Source organism: Streptacidiphilus jeojiense, from assembly GCF_000719095.1.
In the GTDB taxonomy this organism is placed as follows: Bacteria; Actinomycetota; Actinomycetes; order Streptomycetales; family Streptomycetaceae; genus Streptacidiphilus; species Streptacidiphilus jeojiensis.
The window spans coordinates 185,788-206,227 of sequence record NZ_JOEH01000008.1; the positions used below are offsets into that span (position 1 = coordinate 185,788).

Consider the following 20,440-nt stretch of genomic DNA (forward strand, 5'->3'; position numbering starts at 1 on the left):
CCACCTATCGGGAGCATCCATGACAGAGCATCAGCTGGTCGACGCCGGGGCCTGCGAGGCCCAGCCGGAGTCCTGTGCCCCCGCCGGCGCCGCCCCGGCCCGGGAGGTGGAGAAGCTGCGCGGCCGGATCACCGCCGACGGCTCCAGCGGCTACCCGGCCGAGCCCGGCCGCTACCACGTCTACGTCTCCTGGGGCTGCTCCTGGTCCAGCCGGGCCGCGGTGGTGCGCAGGCTCAAGGGGCTGGAGGAGGTGGTCTCGCTGTCCTACGTGGACGACTCCACCGACGAGCGGGGCTGGATCTTCGGCGGTGCCTCGGGCCCCGACCCGGTCAACGGCTTCTCCCGGCTGCGCGAGGCCTACGAGGCGACGGTGCCGCACTGGCCCGGCCGGGCGTCGGTGCCCGCACTGTGGGACCGGGTGACCGGACGCCTGGTCAGCAATGAGTCCGGCGGGATCAGCCTGGACCTCAGCACCCAGTTCGACGCCTGGAGCAGCACCGGCGCCGACCTCTACCCGGAGCCGCTGCGCCCGCGGATCGACGCCTTCAACGCCTGGCTGCACCACGACATCAACAACGGCCTGCACCGGGTGGGCCACCAGGCCGACCCGGTGGAGCACGCCCGCTTCTTCACCATCCTGTTCGACCGCTTCGACGAGCTGGAGCGCCGGCTGACCGGGAGCCGCTACCTGTTCGGCGCCGAGGTGACCGAGCCGGACGTGCGGCTGTGGCTGTCGCTGGTCCGGCTCGACACCGCCTACCCCGGGCTGCTGGCCACCTCGCTGGACCGGCCCGAGGGCTTCCCGGCGCTGTGGGCCTACGCCCGCGACCTCTACCGGCTGCCCGCGTTCCGGGAGACCACCAATTTCGCGGTGATACGGCAGAACTTCGCCGACAACTTCGACCAGCTGCACCCGGAACGGGTCGTCCCGGCGCAATCACTGCAGAGCTGGACGGAATCGCAGTGGGAGATCGCCGGGTAACCGGACAAACGGAACGGGAGCTCCCCGCCGGAATTCAGGTGAATTCCGGCGGGGAGCTCCCGGCTGCCTTTCAGCGGAATGCATCCGCATGGTCGACGGCCCACTGCCGGAAATTCCTTCCCGGCTTTCCGGTGATCTCGGTGACGGTGGGCAGCACCACCGGAGTGGTGGTCAGGTACTGCTTCTGCACCGGGACGTAGACCTCGATGAACCCCGGCGGCAGGCTCGGCCCGAGCACCGCGGCCGCGTCCTGCTCGGCCACCTCCTCGAACCGGATCGGCCGGCCGGTCACCTCCCGCAGCACCGCCACCTGCTCGCGCACGGTGATGGTCTCCGGCCCGGTCAGGGTGAGGGTGCGTCCCTGGTGGCCGGGGTCCAGCAGGGCTGCGACGGCCACCTCGGCCAGGTCGGCGGGGTGCAGCAGCGGCGCGGCGAGCTGCGGGAACAGCGCCCTGACCACCCCCTCCCGGCGGACCGAGGCGGCCCAGCGCAGCGCGTTGGAGGCCAGGCCGCCGGGGCGCAGGAAGGTCCACGGGACGCCGAGCCCCAGGACCGCCTCCTCGCCGCGCAGGTGCTTGCCGTACAGCGGGTTGTCGAAGCCGACGAACTCCTGGTCGGACACGGCCTTGGAGGACAGCAGCACCACCCGCTCCAGACCGGCGGCGCGCGGCGCCGCGGCGAAGCCCGCGCCGCCGTCCTCGGCGATCAGCAGCAGCACCCGGTCCACCCCGTCCAGCGCCCGGTCCACCGCCGCCGGGTCGCGCAGGTCGCCGTGCACCACCTCGACCCCCTGCGGCGGCCACGGCCGCCCGTCGCGCGGCCCGCCGCGGACCAGCAGCCGTACCCGCTGCCCGGCCGCCAGCAGCCCGGCTACGACCTGGCCTGCGGCGTTCCCGGCCGCACCGGTCACCAGGATCATCCGACGGCTCCCTGCGCGGCGAGGTCGAGCGACAGGGCGCGGTGGCCGCCGGGGGCGCCCGGCCGCACGTCGAGCAGCGGATCGGCCCGCAGCACCGCGTGGTAGAGCCGCTGCAGCCGGGCCGAGGGGTCCAGGCCCAGCTCCCGGCGCAGTACCAGCCGCAGCCGCTGGAAGGCGCCCAGCGCGTCGGCGGTGCGGCCGGAGCGGTAGAGCGCCACCATCAGCTGGGCGTGGACGTTCTCGTTGACGGGGTGCCGGGCGGCGGTGCTGGCGAGCTCGCCCAGCAGCAGATGGTGCCGGCCGAGCCGCAGCTCGGACTCCATCCGGCGCTCCCAGGCGCCCAGCCTGGCCTCCTCCAGTCCTCTGGCGTGCATCTCCAGCAGCGGGCCGAGCTGGACGTCGACCAGCACGTCCCCGCGCCACACCTCCAGGGCCTGGGCCAGCAGCTCCGAGGCGCGCTGGTCGTGTCCGCGCTCCTCGGCCCGCTCCGCCTCGCGGACCAGCATCCCGAAGCGGATGGCGTCCACCGCGTCGGGGCAGACCTCCAGCGCGTAGCCGTAGTCGTGGGTGGTCAGCACGGCCCGGGCGGCCGCCAGCGAGCCCACGCCGGGGACCAGGCTGAGCGCCTTGCGGATGTGCAGCACGTAGGTCTGCAGCGTGGAGGTGGCGGTGACCGGTGGTTCGCTGTTCCAGAGCTCCTCGATACAGGCGGCGGCCGACATCACCCGGTTGGCGTTCAGCACCAGCAGCGCGAGCAGCTGCTTCGGTTTGGGAGCGCTCGGCAGGAAGCTGTACCCGCCGGATTCAAGGGACAGGGGTCCGAGGACCCCGAATTCCATCGTCATCTGCCCAACACCTTCCGAGGGTCAGGGCTCCTGATTTCTTCGTCAACCGCTCCGACTGTAGCCTCGGAAAAGCCTGAGGTCCAGAATGGGTTCTGCCGGGCCCATTGACAGGGGCGGAACCCGGCCAGTCGTGTACCGGCGGGTTTTGACGGCGGATTACCTGGCGCAACATTCCTGAAAGAATTGGCCGCTCCCTGATATCCGTGCCGACCGGTCCTCCAGTGGTCCTCCACCGGGTCCGGCCAGGGTGGTCCTGAGCGTGGCACAGCCGACTGTGACCACCGCCGCTACCGCCCCGACCACCCCGACCGCCCCTGGGAGAGCGTGATGACCGAACAGCGTGTGGCCCTGGTGACCGGCTCCTCGGCGGGCATCGGCGCAGCCGTGGCCCGGCGCCTGAGCCGGGCCGGGTACCGGGTGGCGGTCAACTCCGCCCGCTCGCCCGAGGCCGGGCTGGAGCTGGCCCGCAGCCTGCCCGACGCCTTCTACGTCCAGGCCGACATCGCCGAGGAGCACGCCGCCAGGCACCTGGTCGAGCAGGTCGTCGACCACTACGGCCGGCTGGACGTGCTGGTGAACAACGCGGGGACGACCCGGTTCATCCCGCACGCCGACCTGGCGGCGGCCACCCCCAAGGTGTGGCGCGAGATCTTCGACGTCAATGTGATCGGCACCTGGCAGGTCACCGTCGCCGCCGTCCCGCACCTGCGGGCCTCCGGGGACGGCGCGGTGGTCACCGTGTCCTCCATCGCCGGATCGCGCCCGGCCGGCAGCTCGATCCCGTACGCGGTCAGCAAGGCCGCGCTGGAGCACCTGACCCGGCTGCTCGCCTCGACGCTGGGGCCGGAGATCCGGGTCAACGCCGTCGCCCCCGGCCTGATCGACACCGCCTGGACGGAGCCGCTGACCGGTCCGCGCGAGCAGGTGGCGGCACTGGCCCCGTTGCGGCGGATCGGCACCGTGGACGACGTGGCCGCCGCAGTGCTGGGCCTGATCGACTCCCGGTACACCACGGGCAGCGTCCTGCTCGCCGACGGCGGCGCCCACCTGCGCTGAGGCCCCGCCGCCCGGCGCCGAGGTCCCCAGGCCCCGAAGTCGCCAAGTCCCCTGGTCCAGAGGAGAGAGAACGTGTCCGAGCACGTCCTGCGCAACGTCCAGCACGCCGTCGACATCGCCGCACCGCCCCAGGTGGTGCACGGGCTGCTGGCGGACGCGGTCCGCTGGCCCGCCGTCTTCCCGCCCACCGTGCACGTCGAGCGGGAGCCGCTGGGCGAGGACCGCGAACTGCTGCGGATCTGGGCGCTGGCCGGCGGCGAGGTCCGGGCCTGGACCTCGCAGCGGCGGCTGTTGAAGCAGCGGCTGCACATCACCTTCCGACAGACCGTCAGCGCCCCGCCGGTGGCGTCGATGAGCGGCAGTTGGGACATCACCCCGCTGCCGGACGGCGGCAGCCGGGTGATCCTCAGCCACCGCTTCGCCGCCATCGACGACGACCCGGAGCAGCTGCGCTGGATCGAGGAGACCACCGACCGCAACAGCACCAGCGAGCTCGCCTCGCTGCGCTCCATCGCCGAAGGACTGGTCTCCGACCCCGGCACCGACGCCGGCACCGACCCGCTGGACCGGCTGCTGTTCTCCTTCGAGGACTCGGTGCTGATCCAGGCGCCGCCGGCGGAGGTCCACGACTTCCTGTACCGGGCCGACCTGTGGCCGCAGCGGCTGCCGCACGTTGCCCGGGTCCGGCTGACCGAGGACCGGCCCGGCGAGCAGCTGCTGGAGATGGACACGGTCTCCCCGGACGGGAGCCCGCACACCACCGTCTCGGTGCGGATCGGCCTGGCCCCGCACACCCTGGCCTACAAGCAGACCGTGCTGCCCCCGGCGTTCGCCGCGCACTCCGGCCGCTGGACCCTGGCCCCGGACGGGGACGGCGGCACCCGGGCGACCTCGCGGCACACGGTCCGGCTGGACCCGGTGCACATCCTGGCCCTGCCCGGGGTGGAGACCCTGGAGCAGGGACGCGACGCCGTCCGCACGGCGCTGGGGACCAACAGCCTGACCACCCTCAACCGCGCCAAGGAGCTGCTGGAGGGCGCCGGGGCGAGCATCTGACCAGCCGTCACTCCCCTTGCAGAGCTGCCAGTTCGGCCCGGGCGCTGGCCAGCAGCATGTCCAGCGCGGCCGGGTAGGCGCTGCGGTTCATCCGGGCCACCAGCAGGTCGGCGGTGGCGGCGATGTGCGGGTGGGTCTCGGCCGGGAGTTTGGCGTAGGTGGCCTGCCAGACCCCTTCGTCGGCCTCGCGTGCCGCCGCGGGGAGCGCCAGCGAGGCGGCGTCCAGGGCGGCGAAGGCGAGGGTCTGGTCGATGAAGGCGTGGTAGATCCGCGCGGCGGACGGGTCCGGGAACCCGGCCGTGCGCAGGGCCCCGAGGATGGCCTCGTCCGAGGCCACCTCGTGGGCCCGGCCGCTGACCCGGTTCGCGGTCAGCACCGCGGCCTGCGGATGGGTGAGGTAGGCGGCGTGGATCCGCAGCCCCAGGTCGCGCAGGTCCGCGAGCCAGTCGCCGGTCGCCCGCCAGTCGGCCATCGCCGCGCTGATCAGCTCGTCGGCGATGGCCAGGGTCAGTTCGTCCATGCCCCGGAAGTAGCGGTAGACGGTGCTGGCGTCGGTGCCCAGCGCCAGGCCCAGCCGGCGTGCGCTGAGCCCGGCCGAGCCGTGCTCGCGCAGCATCCGCAGCGCGGTCTCCACGATCAGCCGGTGGCTGAGCACCGTGCCCTGCTTGGTGCGGCGACGCCGCTGCCGGGCGGCGTCGGGGACGACCTGCTTGGGCATCGGGCCCTCCTGGAAGGCGCTGTTCCGGTTCTTATGCCAACACCATAGACGTTGAGCCGGGTCCGGGGGTTCCATCGAGGTGCAGTCCCCCGTTGCCAGCACTTCTGGAGAGATGACCGTCATGCGAGTTCTGCTTGTGGGCGCCGGCGGCGTCGGTACCGCGATCACCCGGATCGCGGCCCGGCGGCCCTTCCTCGACCACATGGTCGTCGCCGACTACGACCTGTCCCGCGCCGAGGCGGCCGTGGCCGCGCTGGGTGAGGGCGGCAGCCGCTTCAGCGCGGCCCGGGTGGACGCCTCGGACCGGGCCGCCGTCACCGCCCTGCTCGCCGAGCAGCGCTGCGACGTGCTGCTGAACGCCACCGACCCGCGCTTTGTGATGCCGCTGTTCCAGGCCGCGCTGGCCGGCGGTGCGCACTACCTGGACATGGCGATGTCGCTGTCCCACCCGCATCCGGAGCGTCCGCACGAGCTGTGCGGGGTCAAGCTCGGCGACGCCCAGTTCGAGCAGGGCGAGGCCTGGGCGTCGTCCGGCCGGGTCGCCCTGGTCGGGATGGGGGTCGAGCCCGGCCTGTCCGACGTCTTCGCCCGCTACGCCGCCGACGAGCTCTTCGACGAGATCGAGGAGATCGGCATCCGCGACGGCGCGAACATCACTGTCGAGGGCTATGACTTCGCCCCCTCGTTCAGCATCTGGACCACCATCGAGGAGTGCCTCAACCCGCCGGTGGTCTACGAGGCCGACCGGGGCTGGTTCACCACCGCCCCGTTCAGCGAGCCCGAGGTCTTCGACTTCCCCGAGGGCATCGGCCCGGTGGAGTGCGTCAACGTGGAGCACGAGGAGGTGCTGCTGGTCCCGCGCTGGATCGACGCCAAGCGGGTGACCTTCAAGTACGGCCTGGGCGACGACTTCATCGCCAAGCTGAAGACCCTGCACGCCCTGGGCCTGGACCGGACCGAGCCGCTGACGGTGGGGTCGGACCGCGGCGCGGTCAAGGTCTCCCCCCGCGACGTGGTCGCCGCCGCCCTGCCCGACCCGGCCGGCCTGGGCGACCGGATGCACGGCAAGACCTGCGCCGGCACCTGGGTCAAGGGCACCAGGGACGGCCGGCCGCGCGAGGTCTACCTCTACCACGTGGTCGACAACCAGTGGTCGATGCGGGAGTACGGCTCCCAGGCCGTGGTCTGGCAGACCGCGATCAACCCGGTGGTGGCCCTGGAGCTGCTGGCCTCCGGCGCCTGGTCCGGCGCCGGCGTCCTGGGCCCGGAGGCCTTCGCCCCCAAGCCCTTCCTCGACCTGCTGGTCGAGTACGGCTCCCCCTGGGGCCTGCGCGAGCAGTGACCGGGTCGCCCTCCACCCGCGCCCGGGCTCAGTCCACGCTGTATTCGGCGTGGACCAGCTCCAGCAGCTCGCTCACCGAGGTCTCCCCGGTGGGCCGGTCCAGAGTGATCTCGCCGTGCTGGAGCAGGTTGACCCGGTCGCAGATGTCGACGATCTGGGCGTAGTTGTGGGCGATCAGGATGATGGCGATGTCGCGCCGCTCCTTCAGCCGGCGCAGCAGCCGCAGGATCTGTCCGCCCTCCTTGGCGCCCATGGCGGCCAGCGGCTCGTCCAGCAGCAGCAGCCGGGTGGAGTCCGCGTAGACCGAGCGGGCCACGGCGATGGCCTGGCGCTGGCCGCCGGAGAGCCGGCCGACCTCGGTGTCGACCGAGGGGATGCTGATGCCGATAGAGTCCAGCGCCTCGCGGGCGCGGCGGCGCATCTCGGAGCGGCGCAGGAAGGGCAGCGGACCGTGCGTCAGCTCCCGGTTGAGGAAGAGGTTGAGGTAGACCGGCAGGTCGTTGATCATGGCCAGGTCCTGGAAGACCGTGTCGATCCCCAGCGACCTGGCGTGGACCACCGAGCGCAGCACGGTCGGCGTCCCGTCGAACAGCAGCCGTCCGCGGTCCGGTTGGTGGAACCCGGTCAGGGTCTTGATCAGCGTCGACTTGCCGGCGCCGTTGTCGCCGATGAGCCCCAGGATCTCGCCCCGGCGGACGTGCAGGTTGACGTCCTTGAGGGCCTCGACCGCGCCGAAGCGCTTGCTGATGTGCTCGGCCCGGATCACCGCCGGGGGCTCGGGGGTCTGCCGGGCCGTCTCGGACTCCTCCTGCGCCGTCATCGGTCGGCCTTCCTACGCAGCATGCCGAGATACACGTTCAGCAGCATGGCGGCGATGATCGCGATGCCGAGGACCACGTCGAAGGCGTTGGCGTTCACACCGGTGAGGTTGAACCCGTCGTAGACGATGCCCAGCAGCAGTGCCCCCAGCAGTGCGCCGATGATCGTCCCGGAGCCGCCCATCAGGGCGGTCCCGCCGATCACCGCCGAGGCCACGGCCAGGAACATGGTCTCGTTGCCGCCGTTGGTCGGGTCGAAGGAGCCGACCCTGATGCCGTCCAGGATGCCGCCGAACCCGGCCAGGGCGCTGCAGAGGGCGAAGTTGACGATCTTGATGCGGTTGATCCTGATGCCCGCCTCGGCCGCGCCGACCGGATTGCTGCCCACCGCCTGGGTGTTCACCCCGAACCTGGTGGTGGAGAGCAGGATCTGCATCGCCGCGACGATCACCAGCGCCCAGATCAGCTCCGCCCAGTGGGCCTGGCCGAAGGCCCGGGCCACCCAGCCGCCGGTGGGCGCCGCCTCCGGCTGGGCGTTGGAGGCGATCAGCGACATCCCCTCCAGGAAGAAGGCCATGCCGAGGGTGACGATGAAGGAGGCCACGTTGAACAGCGTGTGGATCAGCCCGTTGACCACCCCGACCAAGCCGCTGACGGCCACCGCGCAGACCAGCGCGAGCAGCAGCGGCAGCCCGTCGCCGGTGAACGAGGTCAGCAGGAACGGGGCGAGGGTGAACACGAAGCCGGCCGACAGGTCGATCTGACCGCAGATCAGCAGCATCACCTCGCCCGCCGCGATGATGATCCACGGGGCCACGTACTGGGCGATGGTGTGGTAGTTCTCGGTGGTGGTGAATCCGGAGCCGGTGATCGCGAAGTAGACCGCGGCGGCGACGCAGACCACGAAGATGCTCAGCTCCCGGCGCCGGACCAGGCCGCGGCCGACGGCGGCCGCCACCTTCCTCGCGTCCAGCCTGCTGTCCATGCGTCCCTCCGTCCGCGCCGTCACAGGGTGACGGTGGTGGCCGGCGGCAGCGCGATGGAGCCGGGCATCGTGATCACGCTCTTGTTGGGGCCGCCCTCGAACCGGCTGTTCGCGCTCACATAGAGCCCCGCGTTGGCCTTGGTGACGAAGGTCAGCCCGGTGTCGGTGCTGGGCGGCACGACCAGCGTTCCGGACAGGCGGTACAGGTAGAGGTAGAGCACCGGCAGGAAGCCCTGCAGGTAGGCGGACTGGTCGATGGTGAAGTCCAGGGCCCCGGACTTCACCCCGTTGATGGTGTCGGTCAGGGTGTCGAAGCCGCCCCCGTGGACCTTGCCGCTCAGCCCCCGCTGGGTGATCAGTTGGGCCACGGCGGCGGTGCTGCCGGCGTCCACCGCGTACAGCCCCTTGGCGGCGCTGTGCCCGGAGAAGGCGGCGGTCATCGCGTTGAGCTCGCCGGCCTGGGCGGCCCCGGTGTTGATCGAGGTGACCTTCACCGAGGGCGCGCCGGCCTTGAGGGCGGCGATGATCCCGTCCAGCCGCGGCTGGACGTTGTTGCCGCCCGGCTGGGAGATCCCGACCAGGATCTCGCCGGAGGTGACGTCCTGGGCGATCCGCTGCCCCATCTCGAAGCCGGACTGGTAGAGGTCCTGGCCGACGTAGGTGAGCGGGAAGTTGCCGGGCGCGGTGGCGTTGTAGGCGATCACCGGGATGCCCTTGGCCAGCGCGTTCTTCGTGGGCGTGATGAACGCCGAGTTGTCGGTCAGCGGGATCGCGATGCCGTCGGCGCCGCTGGTGACGGCCGTGTCCATGGCGCTGACCATCTGCGACACGTCCCCGGTCTCCGAGCCGGTCCACTGCGGGGTGGGCAGGCCCAGCACCGAGGCCGCGTCGGCCAGGCCGTAACGGGTGGGGGTGAAGAAGGAGTTGGTGGTGACGTGGTTGACGAAGACGAACTTCCACTTGGGCGTCGAGGGGAAGTCCCCGACCCCGCCGCTGCCCGACCCGCTGCCGGACGAGCCCTTGCTGCTGGTGCAGCTCGCCAGCAGCGCGGAGGCGGCGAGCATCCCGCCGCCCGCCCCGGTCAGCCGTAACGCCCTGCGCCGGGACAGCCCCGCCCCGATCCCGTCCCCGGTCCCGTTCTCGGTCCCAGTCCCGTTCTCGTTGGTGTCGTACGCAGCACTCATGATGTCGCCCCGCATCCTTCGGATCGTCGGCTCTTCGACCTGATGCACCCTCATCTGTGAGCGTTAACAAGGACATTGGTAGGCCGGGCAGGATCTGCCCGGCTCGGTATGCGCTAGATGCTCCGCCTGCTCTGACGCCCCGTCAAGGGATCAGGCGCGGCGACGGGGATCAGTACGTGGCGACCGCCCGCTGCTCAGCCATCAGATGCTCCACCAGTGCCAGCAGCAGGTCGCGGCTGACGTCGCGCCGGCGCAGGTCGCCCATCAGGATCGGCACCCTCGGGTCCAGGTCCAGCGCGTCGCGGATCTCCGGAAGGGTGCGGTCCTGGCGGCCGTCGAAGCAGTTGACGCCGACCACGAAGGGGATGCCGCGGTTCTCGAAGAAGTCGATGGAGCCGAAGCTGCTCTCCAGCCGCCGGGTGTCGGCGAGCACCACCGCGCCCAGCGCGCCGTGCACCAGGTCGTTCCACATGAACCAGAAGCGCTCCTGGCCCGGGGTGCCGAACAGGTACACCACCAGTTGCGGGCTGACGGTGATCCGGCCGAAGTCCAGCGCCACCGTGGTGGTGGTCTTCTGCTCCACCCCGCCGATGTCGTCCACACCGACGCCGGCGACGGTCAGGTGCTCCTCGGTGCGCAGCGGCGCCACCTCGCTCACCGCCCCCACCATGGTGGTCTTGCCCACGCCGAAACCGCCGGCGATCAGGATCTTCACCGCAGCGGGTGCTTCCGCTGCGGAGACCCGGTTGTCAGAGTCTGAGTAGGCCATCTCTCACCGCCTGAAGAAGGGTCATGTCAGGACCTGCGCCCACGGCGATCTTCAACGGCGGCCGTGCGGTCACTCCGCCGAGTTCGATCAGGTCCGCGATGAGGATCTTGGTGATCGCCACCGGCAGGTTGAGTCCGGCTGCCACCTCGGCCAGCGCCACCGGCCTGCCGCACTGCTGCAGGATCAGCCGGTGCTCGGGTTGCAGGCCCCGGGTGACCGGCTGCTCGGCCGGCCAGGGCACGGTGGCGATCACCGTGATCAGGGTCAGGTCGTCGCGTGCCGAGGTGGTCCGCCCATGGGTGATGGTGTACGGCCGGACCAGGGTCTGCTCCGGGTCCTGGTCGTCGTTCTCCTCGGTCCAGTGGTTCACCCACGAACACCGCCCTCCGCGTTCATCCCGGTGACCCGTACCTCGGTGCCCAGTCGCTGTCCGACCTGGAGCACCAGGGTGTGCATGGCCACGGCCATCACTTCGGCGTCGACCTCCTGGCCGGCCACCACCGCCAGATGGGTGCCCCGGCCGGCGGCGCTGATGAACAGCCAGAGGTCGGCGAGTTCGACGATGACCTGCTGGACCGGTCCCCCGCCGAACACCTCGCCCACCCCGCGGGCCAGGCTCTGCTGGCCGGTGGCGATGGCGGCCAGCCGCTCGGCGTCGGCGCGGGCGACGCCGGCGGACTGGCTGACCACCAGTCCGTCGTCGGACAGCACGATGGCGTTCCTGGTGCCGGGTACCTGGTCGACCAGCCGGTCGAGCAACCAGTCGAGGTCCTCGTTGGTGGCTGTGGTGCGCTGTGTCATCTTCCGTCTTCCTTCCGGGTGCGGTCGTGACCCGGTGAGGGGTGGGTGGGGTGGTGGTCGGGGTCGGTGGCCAGCCGGGCCAGCCGGGACTGGCGCTGGAAGGCGCCGACGGCGGCCCCGGAGCGGCGCGGTTCGCCGCGCCGCGGCAGGGGCTGCGCGGCGGACGCGGCGTAGGGCCCGTCGTCGTCGTACCGGGGCGGCGGCTCCTGGAGTCCGGCGGCCAGGCTGGCCTGACGCACCCGTTTGGGCAGCGGCTCCAGCCGCTTGGGCGCGGTGGCCGCGGCCGCCGGGGCGGACGGCTCGATCCAGGGGCCGATCAGCGGACGGGCGAACACCTCCTCGTGCTCGGCGGGGTAGGCGTGCGGACCGACGGGTTCGCCGGAGCCGGTGGAGCCGGGGCCGCCGTACGGGTCGTCCAGGTAGTCGGAGCCTGCGGGCCCGGAGCCGGGGTCCTCGATCACCGAGAGCTGGGCCGGGGGCGGCGGATAGCCGTTCGGCGCCTCCTGGACCGGCCGCCGCTCCTCCGCGATCAGCTCCGGCGGGATCAGCACCACCACCCGGGTACCGCCGAAGGAGGAGGGCCGCAGCTCCACCTTGAGGCCCAGGTTGGCGGCGAGCCGGGCGACCACGTACAGGCCCAGCCGGGCGTCGTCGGCCCGGGAGATCACGTCCATCCGGGGCGGGGCCACCATCAGCTGGTTGGCCTCGGCGTACTGCTCGGGGTCCATGCCCATGCCGCGGTCCTCGATCTCGATGGCCAGGCCGCGTCCCACCCGGGCGGCGGAGACCTCCACCGGGGAGGGCGGCTTGGAGAAGGTGACCGCGTTCTCCATCAGCTCGGCCAGCACGTGCACCATCGGTCCGACCGCGCGCTCGGACAGCAGCGACTGGCCCTCGGTCTCGATCCGGATCCGGCGGTAGTCCTGCACCTCGCCCTGCGCCGAACGCAGCACGTCGAGCAGCATCACCGGTTTGCGCCAGCGCCGTTGCGGCTGTCCCCCGCCCAGGATCACCAGGTTCTCCTCGTAGCGCCGCAGCCGGGCCGCCAGGTGGTCGAGGTCGAACAGGCCCTCCAGCACCTCGGCGTCCTCGTGCCGCCGCTCCATCTCGCCGAGCCTTTTCATCTGCATGCCGATCAGCAGCTGGGTGCGCCGGGCGATGCGTTGCAGCAGTCGTTCGAAGCCGCGGTACTGCTCGGCCTGGCGTACCGCGGTCTCCAGGGAGGTGGTCCTGGCCTGGTTGAGGGCCTGGCCGAGAGTGCCGAGTTCGTCGCTGCCGTGGTCGATCTCGGGCAGCTCGGCGTCCAGGTCCACCGTCTCGCCGCGGCCCAGCCGGTCCACCAGGTCCGGCAGCCGGGTCTGCATGTCGCCGGCGGCGTCGCGCAGCGCGAAGATCCGGCGGCGCAGCACCCAGGTGAGCCGGATGGAGATCAGCATCACCAGGAGCACGGCGCCGCCGCCGACCGCGCTGTTGGTGACCAGCGTGGACAGCAGGCCGTCGAGCCGGTTGGCGGAGATGCTGATGTTGTAGGCGCCGAACTGGCTGCCGAGGTCGTTCAACCGGGGTGCGACTCCGCCGAGGGCCGCCTGCCACTGCTTGCCGATCTGGGCGGGCACGTCGGAGCGTCCGCTGCCGTCGACCGGGGCGGTCAGCACCGCGTTCTCCACCGCGGTCTTCTGCTTCCAGCCCGACCCGGACAGCACGCCCTGGTACAGCGTGGCGAACTGGGCCGGCAGCAGCGGGATGACCTGGTTGTTGTACAGGTCCTGCTGGGCGCCGACCAGTTGGGCGATCTGGATGCGCTGGCTGCTGGAGAAGTGGCCGCTCACCGTCCCGGCGGTGAAGATCGCGCTCTCCCGGGAGATCATCTCCAGGGCCCACTGGGCCGGCATCACCGGCCGGCCGATGGTGGCCAGGTCGGCGATGTTCACGTCGAAGTAGGTGTTGAACAGCCCCAGGTCGTGGGCGATGACCGCGGTGTAGCTGTCGAAGGTCTGCTGCTGGCCGGCGGTCCCCTTGTCCATCGCGCTGCGGAATCCGGCCAGTTGATTCACCCCCGGACTGGCCGTCAGGAAGTTGGTGATCATGCTGCTGGGATTGGTGGCGGACACGGCCTGCACGCTGGCCACGGCCGCGTCGGTGGCCTGCCGCTGGGTCGCCAGCTGCTTCCGGTAGGCGTTCGGGTCGGCGATCGCGGCGGCGCTCAGCTGCCGCTCCGCCTGCAGGTTGTAGAAGACCGCGTAGATCGGGGCGGCGCCGGCCTTGCCGACCGTGTTGCGGTCGTTGGCGGTGTGCCAGTTGTCGTACAGCTGCACCGAGTTCATCGCCCACAGGACGACGACCGCGATGGTGGGCACCAGGGCCAGGATCAGCAGGACGGTCCGCAGCGAGAGCTGCCGGGCCGGCCCGCGCCGCGGCGCCGCGGCTGCCGGCGCTTCGTCGCCGGTCCCCGCCCCGTCCGTCGAATCCTCTTCGGCCTGTCGTGTCGCCGCTCTTGCATGGAGTGCCACAGAAGTCCCCGGCATGTCAGCAATGGCGGACTACTCCGATTGGGGTCCGCGCCGTGTCAGCGGAGCCTACTAGTAGATCAACCCTTTTCAATACGGTTTGCTATCCGATCGGCACCGATCGTTCTCCGGCACCGTAGTGACACGTGGGTTGACGGTCCGTCCTCGCCTGTGGAAGCATCATACTCGCTAGAGAGAATGTGATTCTTGATATCGAGATTGAGCTACTTCCCACATCTGAGGGCCCGTCGGTGCCTATGGCGGCCGGTGATCATGCCCTCGGCGGGAGGCGCCACTGCCGCAGATGCGGGCCGCGCTCGGTTGTGAAGATCAACTGGATACCCCGACTCTCCAGGATCGAGACTGCCCTTACCATGCGCGAAGCCGAGAAGGGACAGGCTCTCCGAATGTTTTCGGCAATTCTGATCGAGAAAGGCGAGGCGGGGCAGTCGGCTGCGCTCGCGAACCTGGCCGAGGCCGAGCTTCCGGACGGCGACGTCAGCATCGACGTCGCCTATTCGACGCTCAATTACAAGGACGGCCTCGCCATCACCGGCGCCTCCCCGGTGGTACGCCGGTTCCCGATGGTGCCCGGCATCGACCTCGCCGGGGTGGTCACCGCCAGCACCCACCCGGCCTGGCGGCAGGGCGACCGGGTGGTGCTCAACGGCTGGGGCGTCGGCGAGAGCCACTGGGGCGGCCTGGCCCAGCGCGCCCGCGTCAACGGGGACTGGCTGGTGCCGCTGCCCGCCGACTTCACCGCCCGTCAGGCGATGGCCATCGGCACCGCCGGCTACACGGCGGCCCTGTGCGTGGACGCCCTGCTGGACCACGGAGTGCGCCCGGACCAGGGCGAGATCCTGGTGACCGGGGCCACCGGCGGCGTCGGCAGCGTCGCGATCACCCTGCTGACCGCGGCCGGCTTCACGGTGGCCGCGGCGACCGGCAAGGCCAGCGAGGCCGACTACCTCCAGCAGCTCGGCGCCGCGACGGTACTGGACCGCGCCGAGCTGGCCGGGGCCGGAAAGCCGCTGCAGAAGGAGCGCTGGGCCGGCGTCGTCGACGCCGTGGGCAGCCACACGCTGGCGAACGCCTGCGCCCAGACCCGGTACGGCGGCGCGGTCGCCGCCTGCGGCCTGGCCCAGGGCATGGACTTCCCCGCGTCGGTGGCCCCGTTCATCCTGCGCGGGGTGTCGCTGCTGGGCATCGACAGCGTGATGGCGCCGGCCGGACCGCGCACGGCGGCCTGGGCCCGGCTGGCACGCGATCTGGACGCGATCGCCCTGGAGGTGATCGCCCAGGAGGTCGCCCTGGGCGAGGCCGTGGCCGCAGCGGGCCAACTCATGGACGGCAAGGTGCGGGGCCGCATCCTCGTCGACGTCAACCGGTAGTCAGGAGCACCTGTGAGCAAGTCTGTCGAACTCGACCTCTCCGACGTCGACCACCGCGTGGGCAAGCCGGTCGGCGGCGGCCAGCTGTGGGACCCGTGCAGTTCCACCGACATCCGCCGCTGGGTGATGGCGATGGACTACCCCAACCCGCTGCACTGGGACCAGGAGTTCGCCCGCGACTCCAGGTTCGGCGGCCTGATCGCGCCGCAGTCGATCGCCGTGGGCCTGGACTACGGACACGGCGCCGCGCCCGCCTGCGTCGGCCACATCCCCGACAGCCACCTGATCTTCGGCGGCGAGGAGTGGTGGTTCTACGGCTGCCCGGTGCGGGTGGGCGACCAGCTGTTCCAGGAACGGCGGTTCCACGACTACAAGGTGACCGAGACCAAGTTCGCCGGACCCACCATGTTCGCGCGCGGCGACACCACCCACACCAACCAGCACGGCACCCTGGTGGCGCGCGAGCGGTCGACCGCGATCCGCTACCTCTCCGCCGAGGCCGAGAAGCGCGGGATGTACCAGAGCCAGCTCGGCGCGGTGAAGCAGTGGACCGAGGCCGAACTGGTCGAGCTGGAGCAGCTGCGCCGCGACTGGCTGATGTCCAACCGCACCGGCGTCTCGCCGCGCTTCGACGAGGTCAAGGTCGGCGACCGGCTGCCACGGCGGGTGCTCGGCCCGCACAGCATCGCCAGCTTCACCACCGAGTACCGCGCCTTCGTCTTCAACATCTGGGGCACCTTCCGCTGGGTCTCCCCGCCCGGCGTCGAGGACCCCTGGGTCTACCAGGACCCGGGCTGGACCGAGGGCTTCGCCTTCGACGAGGAGGACGCCAGGATCGACCCGCGCAAGCGCGACGGACTGTACGTCGGCCCCTCGCGCGGCCACATCGACGCGGCCAGGGCCGGCCAGGTCGGCATGGCCCGCGCCTACGGCTACGGCGCCACGATGGGCGCCTGGTGCACCGACTACCTCGCCTACTGGGCCGGCCACGACGGCATGGTGCGCCACTCCAGGTCCAGCTTCCGCGGGCCCGCCTTCGAGGGCGACGCCACCTACTTCGACGCCGAGGTGGTCGGCAAGGAGCGGGAGTCGGTCTGGGGCGTGCCGCTGGTCCAGGTCAAGCTGCGGCTCACCAACCAGAACGGCGACGTGGTGGTGGACTGCACGGCCGAGGTCGAGCTGCCGCTCTAGCCCCCGGCCGGGGACACCCCGGCCGCGAGACGCGAAGGAGGTGGTCGGCGATGGGCGCCGGATCCGAACGTTCCCTCTCACTGGTGTCGGGCCCGCCGCTGGACGCCGAACCGGGGCTCGGCGCACTGACCCTGCCCGGCTTCCTGGACCAGGTCACCGCGCTGTACGGCGAGCGCGAGGCGGTGGTGCTGCGCACGCCCGACGGCGTCACCCGGTGGACCTACGCCGAACTCCGGGAGCGCTCGGTCGAGGTGGCCCGGGCGCTGCGCGCGGGCGGGCTTGACCGGGGCGGCCGGGTCGGTGTGCTGATGACCAACCGGCCGGAGTGGATCGCGGCGGTCTTCGGGATCTCGCTCGCCGGGGGCGTGGCGGTCACCCTCAGCACCTTCTCCACCGCCCCGGAGCTGGACCACATGCTGCAGGCCTCCGGCATCTCGGTGCTGCTGTTCGAGCGCACGGTGCTGACCAAGGACTTCGCCGCCGTGCTGACCGAGCTGGAGCCCGCGATCGGCCGGTCCGCGCCCGGCACGCTCCGGTCGGTGCGCTTCCCGTTCCTGCGCCGTCTCGCCGTGCTCGGGGAGCCGATGCCCGGCGGCGCACTGGAGCCCTGGGACGGATTCCTGACGCACGGTCAGCAGGAGCCGCGCGAGCTGGTGGAGGCGACCGCGGCCGCGGTGCGGCCCAGCGACCCGGCCGTGCTGTTCTTCTCCTCCGGCTCCACCAGCAGGCCCAAGGGCATCCTCAGCGCGCACCGCGGCGTGACCATCCAGATGTGGCGCTGCCGGCGGATGTACGGCTTCGGTCCGCAGGACCGGGTCCGCTGCTGGACGGCCAACGGTCTGTTCTGGTCCGGCAACTTCGCCATGGCCCTGGGCGCGACCCTCGCCGCCGGCGGCGCCCTGGTCCTGCAACCGACCTTCGCCGCCGCCGGGGCACTGGAGCTGATGCAGGCGGAACAGGTCACCTTCCCGTTCGCCTGGCCGCACCAGTGGGCGCAGCTGGAGGGCTCGCCCCGGTGGTCCGAGACGGATCTGAGCAGCATGCGGTTCGTGGACTTCAACACCCCGATCGCGGGCCACCCCACGGTGTCGGCCAGGTGGTTCGAGCCCGGCCACGCCTACGGCAACACCGAGACCTTCACCATCACCACCTGCTTCCCCGCCAACACCCCGCCCGAGGTCCACTGCGGCAGCAGCGGCGAGGCACTGCCCGGAGTGACCGTCAAGATCGTCGACCCGCTCACCGGCACCGTCCTGCCACGGGGCGAACGCGGCGAGATCTGCGTCAAGGGCCCCACGCTGATGCTGGGCTACCTCGGCACCCCGCTGGACGAGACGCTCGACGCCGAGGGCTTCTTCCGCTCGGGTGACGGCGGCCGTCTCGACGACGGCGGCCTGCTGCACTGGGAGGGCCGGCTCACCGACATCATCAAGACCGGCGGCGCCAACGTCTCCCCGCTGGAGGTGGACGAGGCGCTGACCGGCTGTCCCGGGGTCAGGGTGGCGCAGACCGTCGGCGTGCCGCACGAGACCCTCGGCGAGCTCGTGGTCGCCTGTATCGTGCCGCAGCAGGGCGTGGACCTCGACGCCGAGACGATCCGTACCTTCCTGCGGGAGCGGCTGGCGAGCTACAAGGTGCCCCGCCACGTCCTGTTCTTCCGCGAGGACGAGATCGCGCTCACCGGCAACGCCAAGATCAAGTCCAGCGAGCTGCGGCAACTGGCCGCGGAGCGCCTGAAGAAGTAGGCAGAGGCAAGAGGGAGCCGCCGTATGTCCGTTCTGGCAAGGCCCGCGGTCGCCGCCCTGGCCGCGAAGGGCTTTCAGCGTCTGGTCCGGCTGAGCGAGCGCCGCAGCTCACCGGTGCGCTTCCCGGAGTTCCCGGGCAACACCCGCGAGCTGACGATCCCCACCTCGATCGGACCCGCGCGCGCCGTGGTGTACTCCCCCGCGGACGGCGACGAGCTGCCCCCGGTGCACGTCAACTTCCACGGCGGCGGCTACGTCCTGCCGCTGACACAGCTCGACGACCCGCTCTGCCGCTGCCTCGCCGCCCAGGCGGGAGTCGTCGTGGTCAATGTCGACTACGTGCTCGCCCCGCAGCACCGCTTCCCCGCACCGCCCCGCCAGGCCTTCGAGGTGGTGCGGTGGGTAGCCGAGCACGGTGCCGAGCACGGCTGGGACGGCGCCAGGCTCTCCATCGGCGGCCAGAGCGCGGGCGGCGGCCTCGCTGCTGCCGTGGCCCGGCAGGCCCTGGAGCAGGGCGGCCCCGCCATCGCCCTCCAGGTCCTGCACTACCCGCCGCTCGACCTGGCCACCGGCTTCAGGGACAAGGGCACACCGATCAAGGGCTCCGAACTGCGGCCGTGGATGGCCGAGATCTTCAACAACTCCTACATCCCGAACCCGCAGCACCGCACCGACCGCCTGGCCTCCCCCGCCCACCCGACGGACACCACCGACCTCACCGGCATCGCCCCGGGCCTGGTCATCACCGCCGAACTCGACCTGCTCCGCCCGGAGGCCGAGCACTACGCCGAACGCCTACGCACCGCCGGGGCACTGATCGAACTCCACAACGTGGCCGGAGCCGACCACGGCTACGACGTCAGAAACGACGAAAGGGCCAGGGAGATCTACACCCTGATCGCCACTCAACTCCGGCGAACCGCCACCCGGGGCGGTGCAGTCGGCGGGTAACCGGTCTCACGGCTGATCGTAGGGCTCGCGGTAGAGGTCGGCGTGGACCTCCGCTTGGACCGCGGAGCGGATCTTGTGGAGGGCGGAGCCGCCGATGTACCGCTGGGTCCGGGCATGACCGACCGGCTCGATGAGGTCCAGGCGGCGCAGCGTACGGAGGTCGGCAAGAGCTTGGTCGCGTGTGAGGGCTTCCTCAGCCTGGTAGGTCGTACGACGCAGATGCCCCTCCGTGGCCGCGTACAGAGCGGAGACGGTGCGCTCGTCGAGGCGGTGTTCCGAGGCAAGACGCTCCAGACGGAACCACAACCGCGCCGCCGCTTCGAAGCGGCGCTGCACTTCCTGGGCCTGGAGGTGGTGGGCAGTGAGGCAGAACCTGATCCAGGAGCCGGCATCATGCTCCGGCTGCCAGGAACCGGCCTGGACGTCCCGCAGGGCGCCGTAGTACTCCCGGGTGTTGTACTCGTCCGCGCCGAGCCACTCCTCGATGCTGGAGAACTCAGGGGCGAGGATGCCCTCGCGTGCCAGAACGAGTGTGTGGACGGCCCTGGACATGCGGCCGTTCCCATCACGCCACGGATGGATGGAGACGAGATTGAGGTGCGCCATGGATGCCCGTACGAGGGCCGGAGTGTCCAACTCCTCCTCGGCGAGCCAGTGCAGGAGCTCGCCCATGAGGCCGGGTACCTGCTCGGGGTCGGGAGCGGTGTAGATCGGCGGTCGGTTCGGGCCGCCGGAAACCCAGACCCCACTGGTGCGGTATTCGCCGGGACGTACCCGCTTGTCGACAGCCCTGAGCATCATGAAGTGCAGAGCCGAGAGCAGGGTGTGGTCCCAGGCGAAGATCTGGAAGTCCGAGGCGTGCTGGATGTAGGTGAGGGCGTCGCGGTACCCGGTGACGGCGTTGCGAGTGGCCTCGTCGGTCTCGGCTGAGATGTCCCCGCCGGCCACCAAGGTCTCGGCCTCCTCAGCACTGATCGTGTAGCCCTCGATATGGGTCGACCCCCGTACCGCGGCCGCAGTGAGCGAACGGCGGAGCTGTCCCTCCCAACGGCGCGGTTGAGCGAGCTGGTGACGGAACGCGGTGCGGAGCGCCTCGATCTCGTCGAGGACGCGGAGGTCATCAGGGGTCAGCTGGGGAGTGGCGAACAGCATTCTTCGATCCTACGACACAAGTAGGGTC

Annotated in this window: 19 protein-coding genes; 8 read left to right on the forward strand and 11 right to left on the reverse strand. The window is 71.3% G+C overall.

Features of this window, described 5'->3' with window-relative positions; genetic code table 11:
* Positions 1 to 19 precede the first annotated feature (19 nt).
* Positions 20 to 982 carry a glutathione S-transferase C-terminal domain-containing protein gene (locus tag IF29_RS41810; RefSeq protein ID WP_051725205.1) on the forward strand — a complete coding sequence of 321 codons (963 nt, stop codon included), beginning with the start codon at positions 20 to 22 and terminating at the stop codon, positions 980 to 982.
* Between the two features lie 70 nt (positions 983 to 1,052).
* Here the strand turns inward: IF29_RS41810 and IF29_RS0112000 are convergent, their stop codons facing one another.
* On the reverse strand, positions 1,053 to 1,901 hold the full coding sequence (locus IF29_RS0112000; protein ID WP_030253232.1) for an SDR family oxidoreductase: 849 nt from the start codon (positions 1,899 to 1,901) through the stop codon (positions 1,053 to 1,055).
* Complete coding sequence (locus IF29_RS0112005) at positions 1,898 to 2,746, reverse strand: AfsR/SARP family transcriptional regulator (RefSeq protein WP_232242114.1); 849 nt, start codon at positions 2,744 to 2,746, stop codon at positions 1,898 to 1,900. The genes IF29_RS0112000 and IF29_RS0112005 overlap by 4 nt, the downstream gene beginning before the upstream one ends.
* A gap of 327 nt (positions 2,747 to 3,073) precedes the next feature.
* Here IF29_RS0112005 and IF29_RS0112010 point away from each other — a divergent pair, with 327 nt between their 5' ends.
* Positions 3,074 to 3,802, forward strand: coding sequence for an SDR family NAD(P)-dependent oxidoreductase (locus IF29_RS0112010; protein ID WP_030253235.1), 729 nt, complete (start codon positions 3,074 to 3,076; stop codon positions 3,800 to 3,802).
* A 72-nt stretch (positions 3,803 to 3,874) separates the two neighbouring features.
* A complete protein-coding gene (locus tag IF29_RS0112015; protein ID WP_232242115.1) occupies positions 3,875 to 4,858 on the forward strand; it encodes an aromatase/cyclase in 984 nt (327 codons plus the stop codon).
* 7 nt (positions 4,859 to 4,865) lie between these two features.
* On the opposite strand, the gene IF29_RS0112020 is transcribed toward IF29_RS0112015, so the two are convergent.
* Complete coding sequence (locus IF29_RS0112020; protein ID WP_030253239.1) at positions 4,866 to 5,576, reverse strand: TetR/AcrR family transcriptional regulator; 711 nt, start codon at positions 5,574 to 5,576, stop codon at positions 4,866 to 4,868.
* A 121-nt stretch (positions 5,577 to 5,697) separates the two neighbouring features.
* Here IF29_RS0112020 and IF29_RS0112025 point away from each other — a divergent pair, with 121 nt between their 5' ends.
* Complete coding sequence (locus tag IF29_RS0112025) at positions 5,698 to 6,918, forward strand: saccharopine dehydrogenase family protein (protein WP_030253241.1); 1,221 nt, start codon at positions 5,698 to 5,700, stop codon at positions 6,916 to 6,918.
* Positions 6,919 to 6,946: 28 nt separating this feature from the next.
* Here IF29_RS0112025 and IF29_RS0112030 read toward each other — a convergent pair whose 3' ends face one another.
* The 7 genes from IF29_RS0112030 to IF29_RS0112060 form a co-directional block, all read right to left on the reverse strand.
* A complete protein-coding gene (locus IF29_RS0112030; RefSeq protein ID WP_051725206.1) occupies positions 6,947 to 7,738 on the reverse strand; it encodes an ATP-binding cassette domain-containing protein in 792 nt (263 codons plus the stop codon).
* The gene (locus tag IF29_RS0112035) at positions 7,735 to 8,721 is read right to left on the reverse strand and encodes an ABC transporter permease (protein WP_051725207.1); all 987 of its coding nucleotides are present in this window, start codon (positions 8,719 to 8,721) and stop codon (positions 7,735 to 7,737) included. Before IF29_RS0112035 ends, IF29_RS0112030 begins: the two co-directional genes overlap by 4 nt.
* Positions 8,722 to 8,741: 20 nt before the next feature.
* Positions 8,742 to 9,905, reverse strand: coding sequence for a substrate-binding domain-containing protein (locus IF29_RS0112040; RefSeq protein WP_084713967.1), 1,164 nt, complete (start codon positions 9,903 to 9,905; stop codon positions 8,742 to 8,744).
* A 169-nt stretch (positions 9,906 to 10,074) separates the two neighbouring features.
* Positions 10,075 to 10,674 carry a GTP-binding protein gene (locus IF29_RS0112045; RefSeq protein WP_030253249.1) on the reverse strand — a complete coding sequence of 200 codons (600 nt, stop codon included), beginning with the start codon at positions 10,672 to 10,674 and terminating at the stop codon, positions 10,075 to 10,077.
* Complete coding sequence (locus IF29_RS0112050) at positions 10,655 to 11,044, reverse strand: DUF742 domain-containing protein (protein ID WP_030253251.1); 390 nt, start codon at positions 11,042 to 11,044, stop codon at positions 10,655 to 10,657. The genes IF29_RS0112045 and IF29_RS0112050 overlap by 20 nt, the downstream gene beginning before the upstream one ends.
* A complete protein-coding gene (locus IF29_RS0112055; RefSeq protein ID WP_030253253.1) occupies positions 11,041 to 11,475 on the reverse strand; it encodes a roadblock/LC7 domain-containing protein in 435 nt (144 codons plus the stop codon). The genes IF29_RS0112050 and IF29_RS0112055 overlap by 4 nt, the downstream gene beginning before the upstream one ends.
* Entirely contained in the window at positions 11,472 to 13,985 is a 2,514-nt protein-coding gene (locus IF29_RS0112060; RefSeq protein WP_051725208.1) for a sensor histidine kinase, read from the reverse strand. Before IF29_RS0112060 ends, IF29_RS0112055 begins: the two co-directional genes overlap by 4 nt.
* A 404-nt stretch (positions 13,986 to 14,389) precedes the next feature.
* Here IF29_RS0112060 and acuI point away from each other — a divergent pair, with 404 nt between their 5' ends.
* Genes acuI through IF29_RS0112080 form a run of 4 tightly spaced genes read left to right on the forward strand, consistent with a single transcriptional unit; the run spans position 14,390 to position 19,260 of the window.
* Entirely contained in the window at positions 14,390 to 15,373 is a 984-nt protein-coding gene (gene acuI, locus IF29_RS0112065; protein WP_030253256.1) for an acrylyl-CoA reductase (NADPH), read from the forward strand.
* Between the two features lie 12 nt (positions 15,374 to 15,385).
* Positions 15,386 to 16,564: a MaoC family dehydratase gene (locus IF29_RS0112070; protein WP_030253258.1), complete on the forward strand. Its 1,179-nt coding sequence runs from the start codon at positions 15,386 to 15,388 to the stop codon at positions 16,562 to 16,564.
* A 50-nt stretch (positions 16,565 to 16,614) separates the two neighbouring features.
* Entirely contained in the window at positions 16,615 to 18,309 is a 1,695-nt protein-coding gene (locus tag IF29_RS0112075) for a class I adenylate-forming enzyme family protein (protein ID WP_030253260.1), read from the forward strand.
* Positions 18,310 to 18,333: 24 nt separating this feature from the next.
* On the forward strand, positions 18,334 to 19,260 hold the full coding sequence (locus IF29_RS0112080; protein WP_030253262.1) for an alpha/beta hydrolase fold domain-containing protein: 927 nt from the start codon (positions 18,334 to 18,336) through the stop codon (positions 19,258 to 19,260).
* Positions 19,261 to 19,266: 6 nt separating this feature from the next.
* Here IF29_RS0112080 and IF29_RS0112085 read toward each other — a convergent pair whose 3' ends face one another.
* On the reverse strand, positions 19,267 to 20,412 hold the full coding sequence (locus tag IF29_RS0112085; protein ID WP_030253263.1) for a Fic family protein: 1,146 nt from the start codon (positions 20,410 to 20,412) through the stop codon (positions 19,267 to 19,269).
* Positions 20,413 to 20,440 lie beyond the last annotated feature (28 nt).

Coding starts and splice junctions, on each gene's coding strand:
- IF29_RS41810 (WP_051725205.1), top strand. CDS start 20: ATGACAGAGCATCAGCTGGTCGACGCCGGGGCCTGCGAGGCCCAGCCG.
- IF29_RS0112000 (WP_030253232.1), bottom strand. CDS start 1,901: ATGATCCTGGTGACCGGTGCGGCCGGGAACGCCGCAGGCCAGGTCGTA.
- IF29_RS0112005 (WP_232242114.1), bottom strand. CDS start 2,746: ATGACGATGGAATTCGGGGTCCTCGGACCCCTGTCCCTTGAATCCGGC.
- IF29_RS0112010 (WP_030253235.1), top strand. CDS start 3,074: ATGACCGAACAGCGTGTGGCCCTGGTGACCGGCTCCTCGGCGGGCATC.
- IF29_RS0112020 (WP_030253239.1), bottom strand. CDS start 5,576: ATGCCCAAGCAGGTCGTCCCCGACGCCGCCCGGCAGCGGCGTCGCCGC.
- IF29_RS0112025 (WP_030253241.1), top strand. CDS start 5,698: ATGCGAGTTCTGCTTGTGGGCGCCGGCGGCGTCGGTACCGCGATCACC.
- IF29_RS0112030 (WP_051725206.1), bottom strand. CDS start 7,738: ATGACGGCGCAGGAGGAGTCCGAGACGGCCCGGCAGACCCCCGAGCCC.
- IF29_RS0112035 (WP_051725207.1), bottom strand. CDS start 8,721: ATGGACAGCAGGCTGGACGCGAGGAAGGTGGCGGCCGCCGTCGGCCGC.
- IF29_RS0112040 (WP_084713967.1), bottom strand. CDS start 9,905: ATGAGTGCTGCGTACGACACCAACGAGAACGGGACTGGGACCGAGAAC.
- IF29_RS0112045 (WP_030253249.1), bottom strand. CDS start 10,674: ATGGCCTACTCAGACTCTGACAACCGGGTCTCCGCAGCGGAAGCACCC.
- IF29_RS0112055 (WP_030253253.1), bottom strand. CDS start 11,475: ATGACACAGCGCACCACAGCCACCAACGAGGACCTCGACTGGTTGCTC.
- acuI (WP_030253256.1), top strand. CDS start 14,390: ATGTTTTCGGCAATTCTGATCGAGAAAGGCGAGGCGGGGCAGTCGGCT.
- IF29_RS0112075 (WP_030253260.1), top strand. CDS start 16,615: ATGGGCGCCGGATCCGAACGTTCCCTCTCACTGGTGTCGGGCCCGCCG.
- IF29_RS0112080 (WP_030253262.1), top strand. CDS start 18,334: ATGTCCGTTCTGGCAAGGCCCGCGGTCGCCGCCCTGGCCGCGAAGGGC.
- IF29_RS0112085 (WP_030253263.1), bottom strand. CDS start 20,412: ATGCTGTTCGCCACTCCCCAGCTGACCCCTGATGACCTCCGCGTCCTC.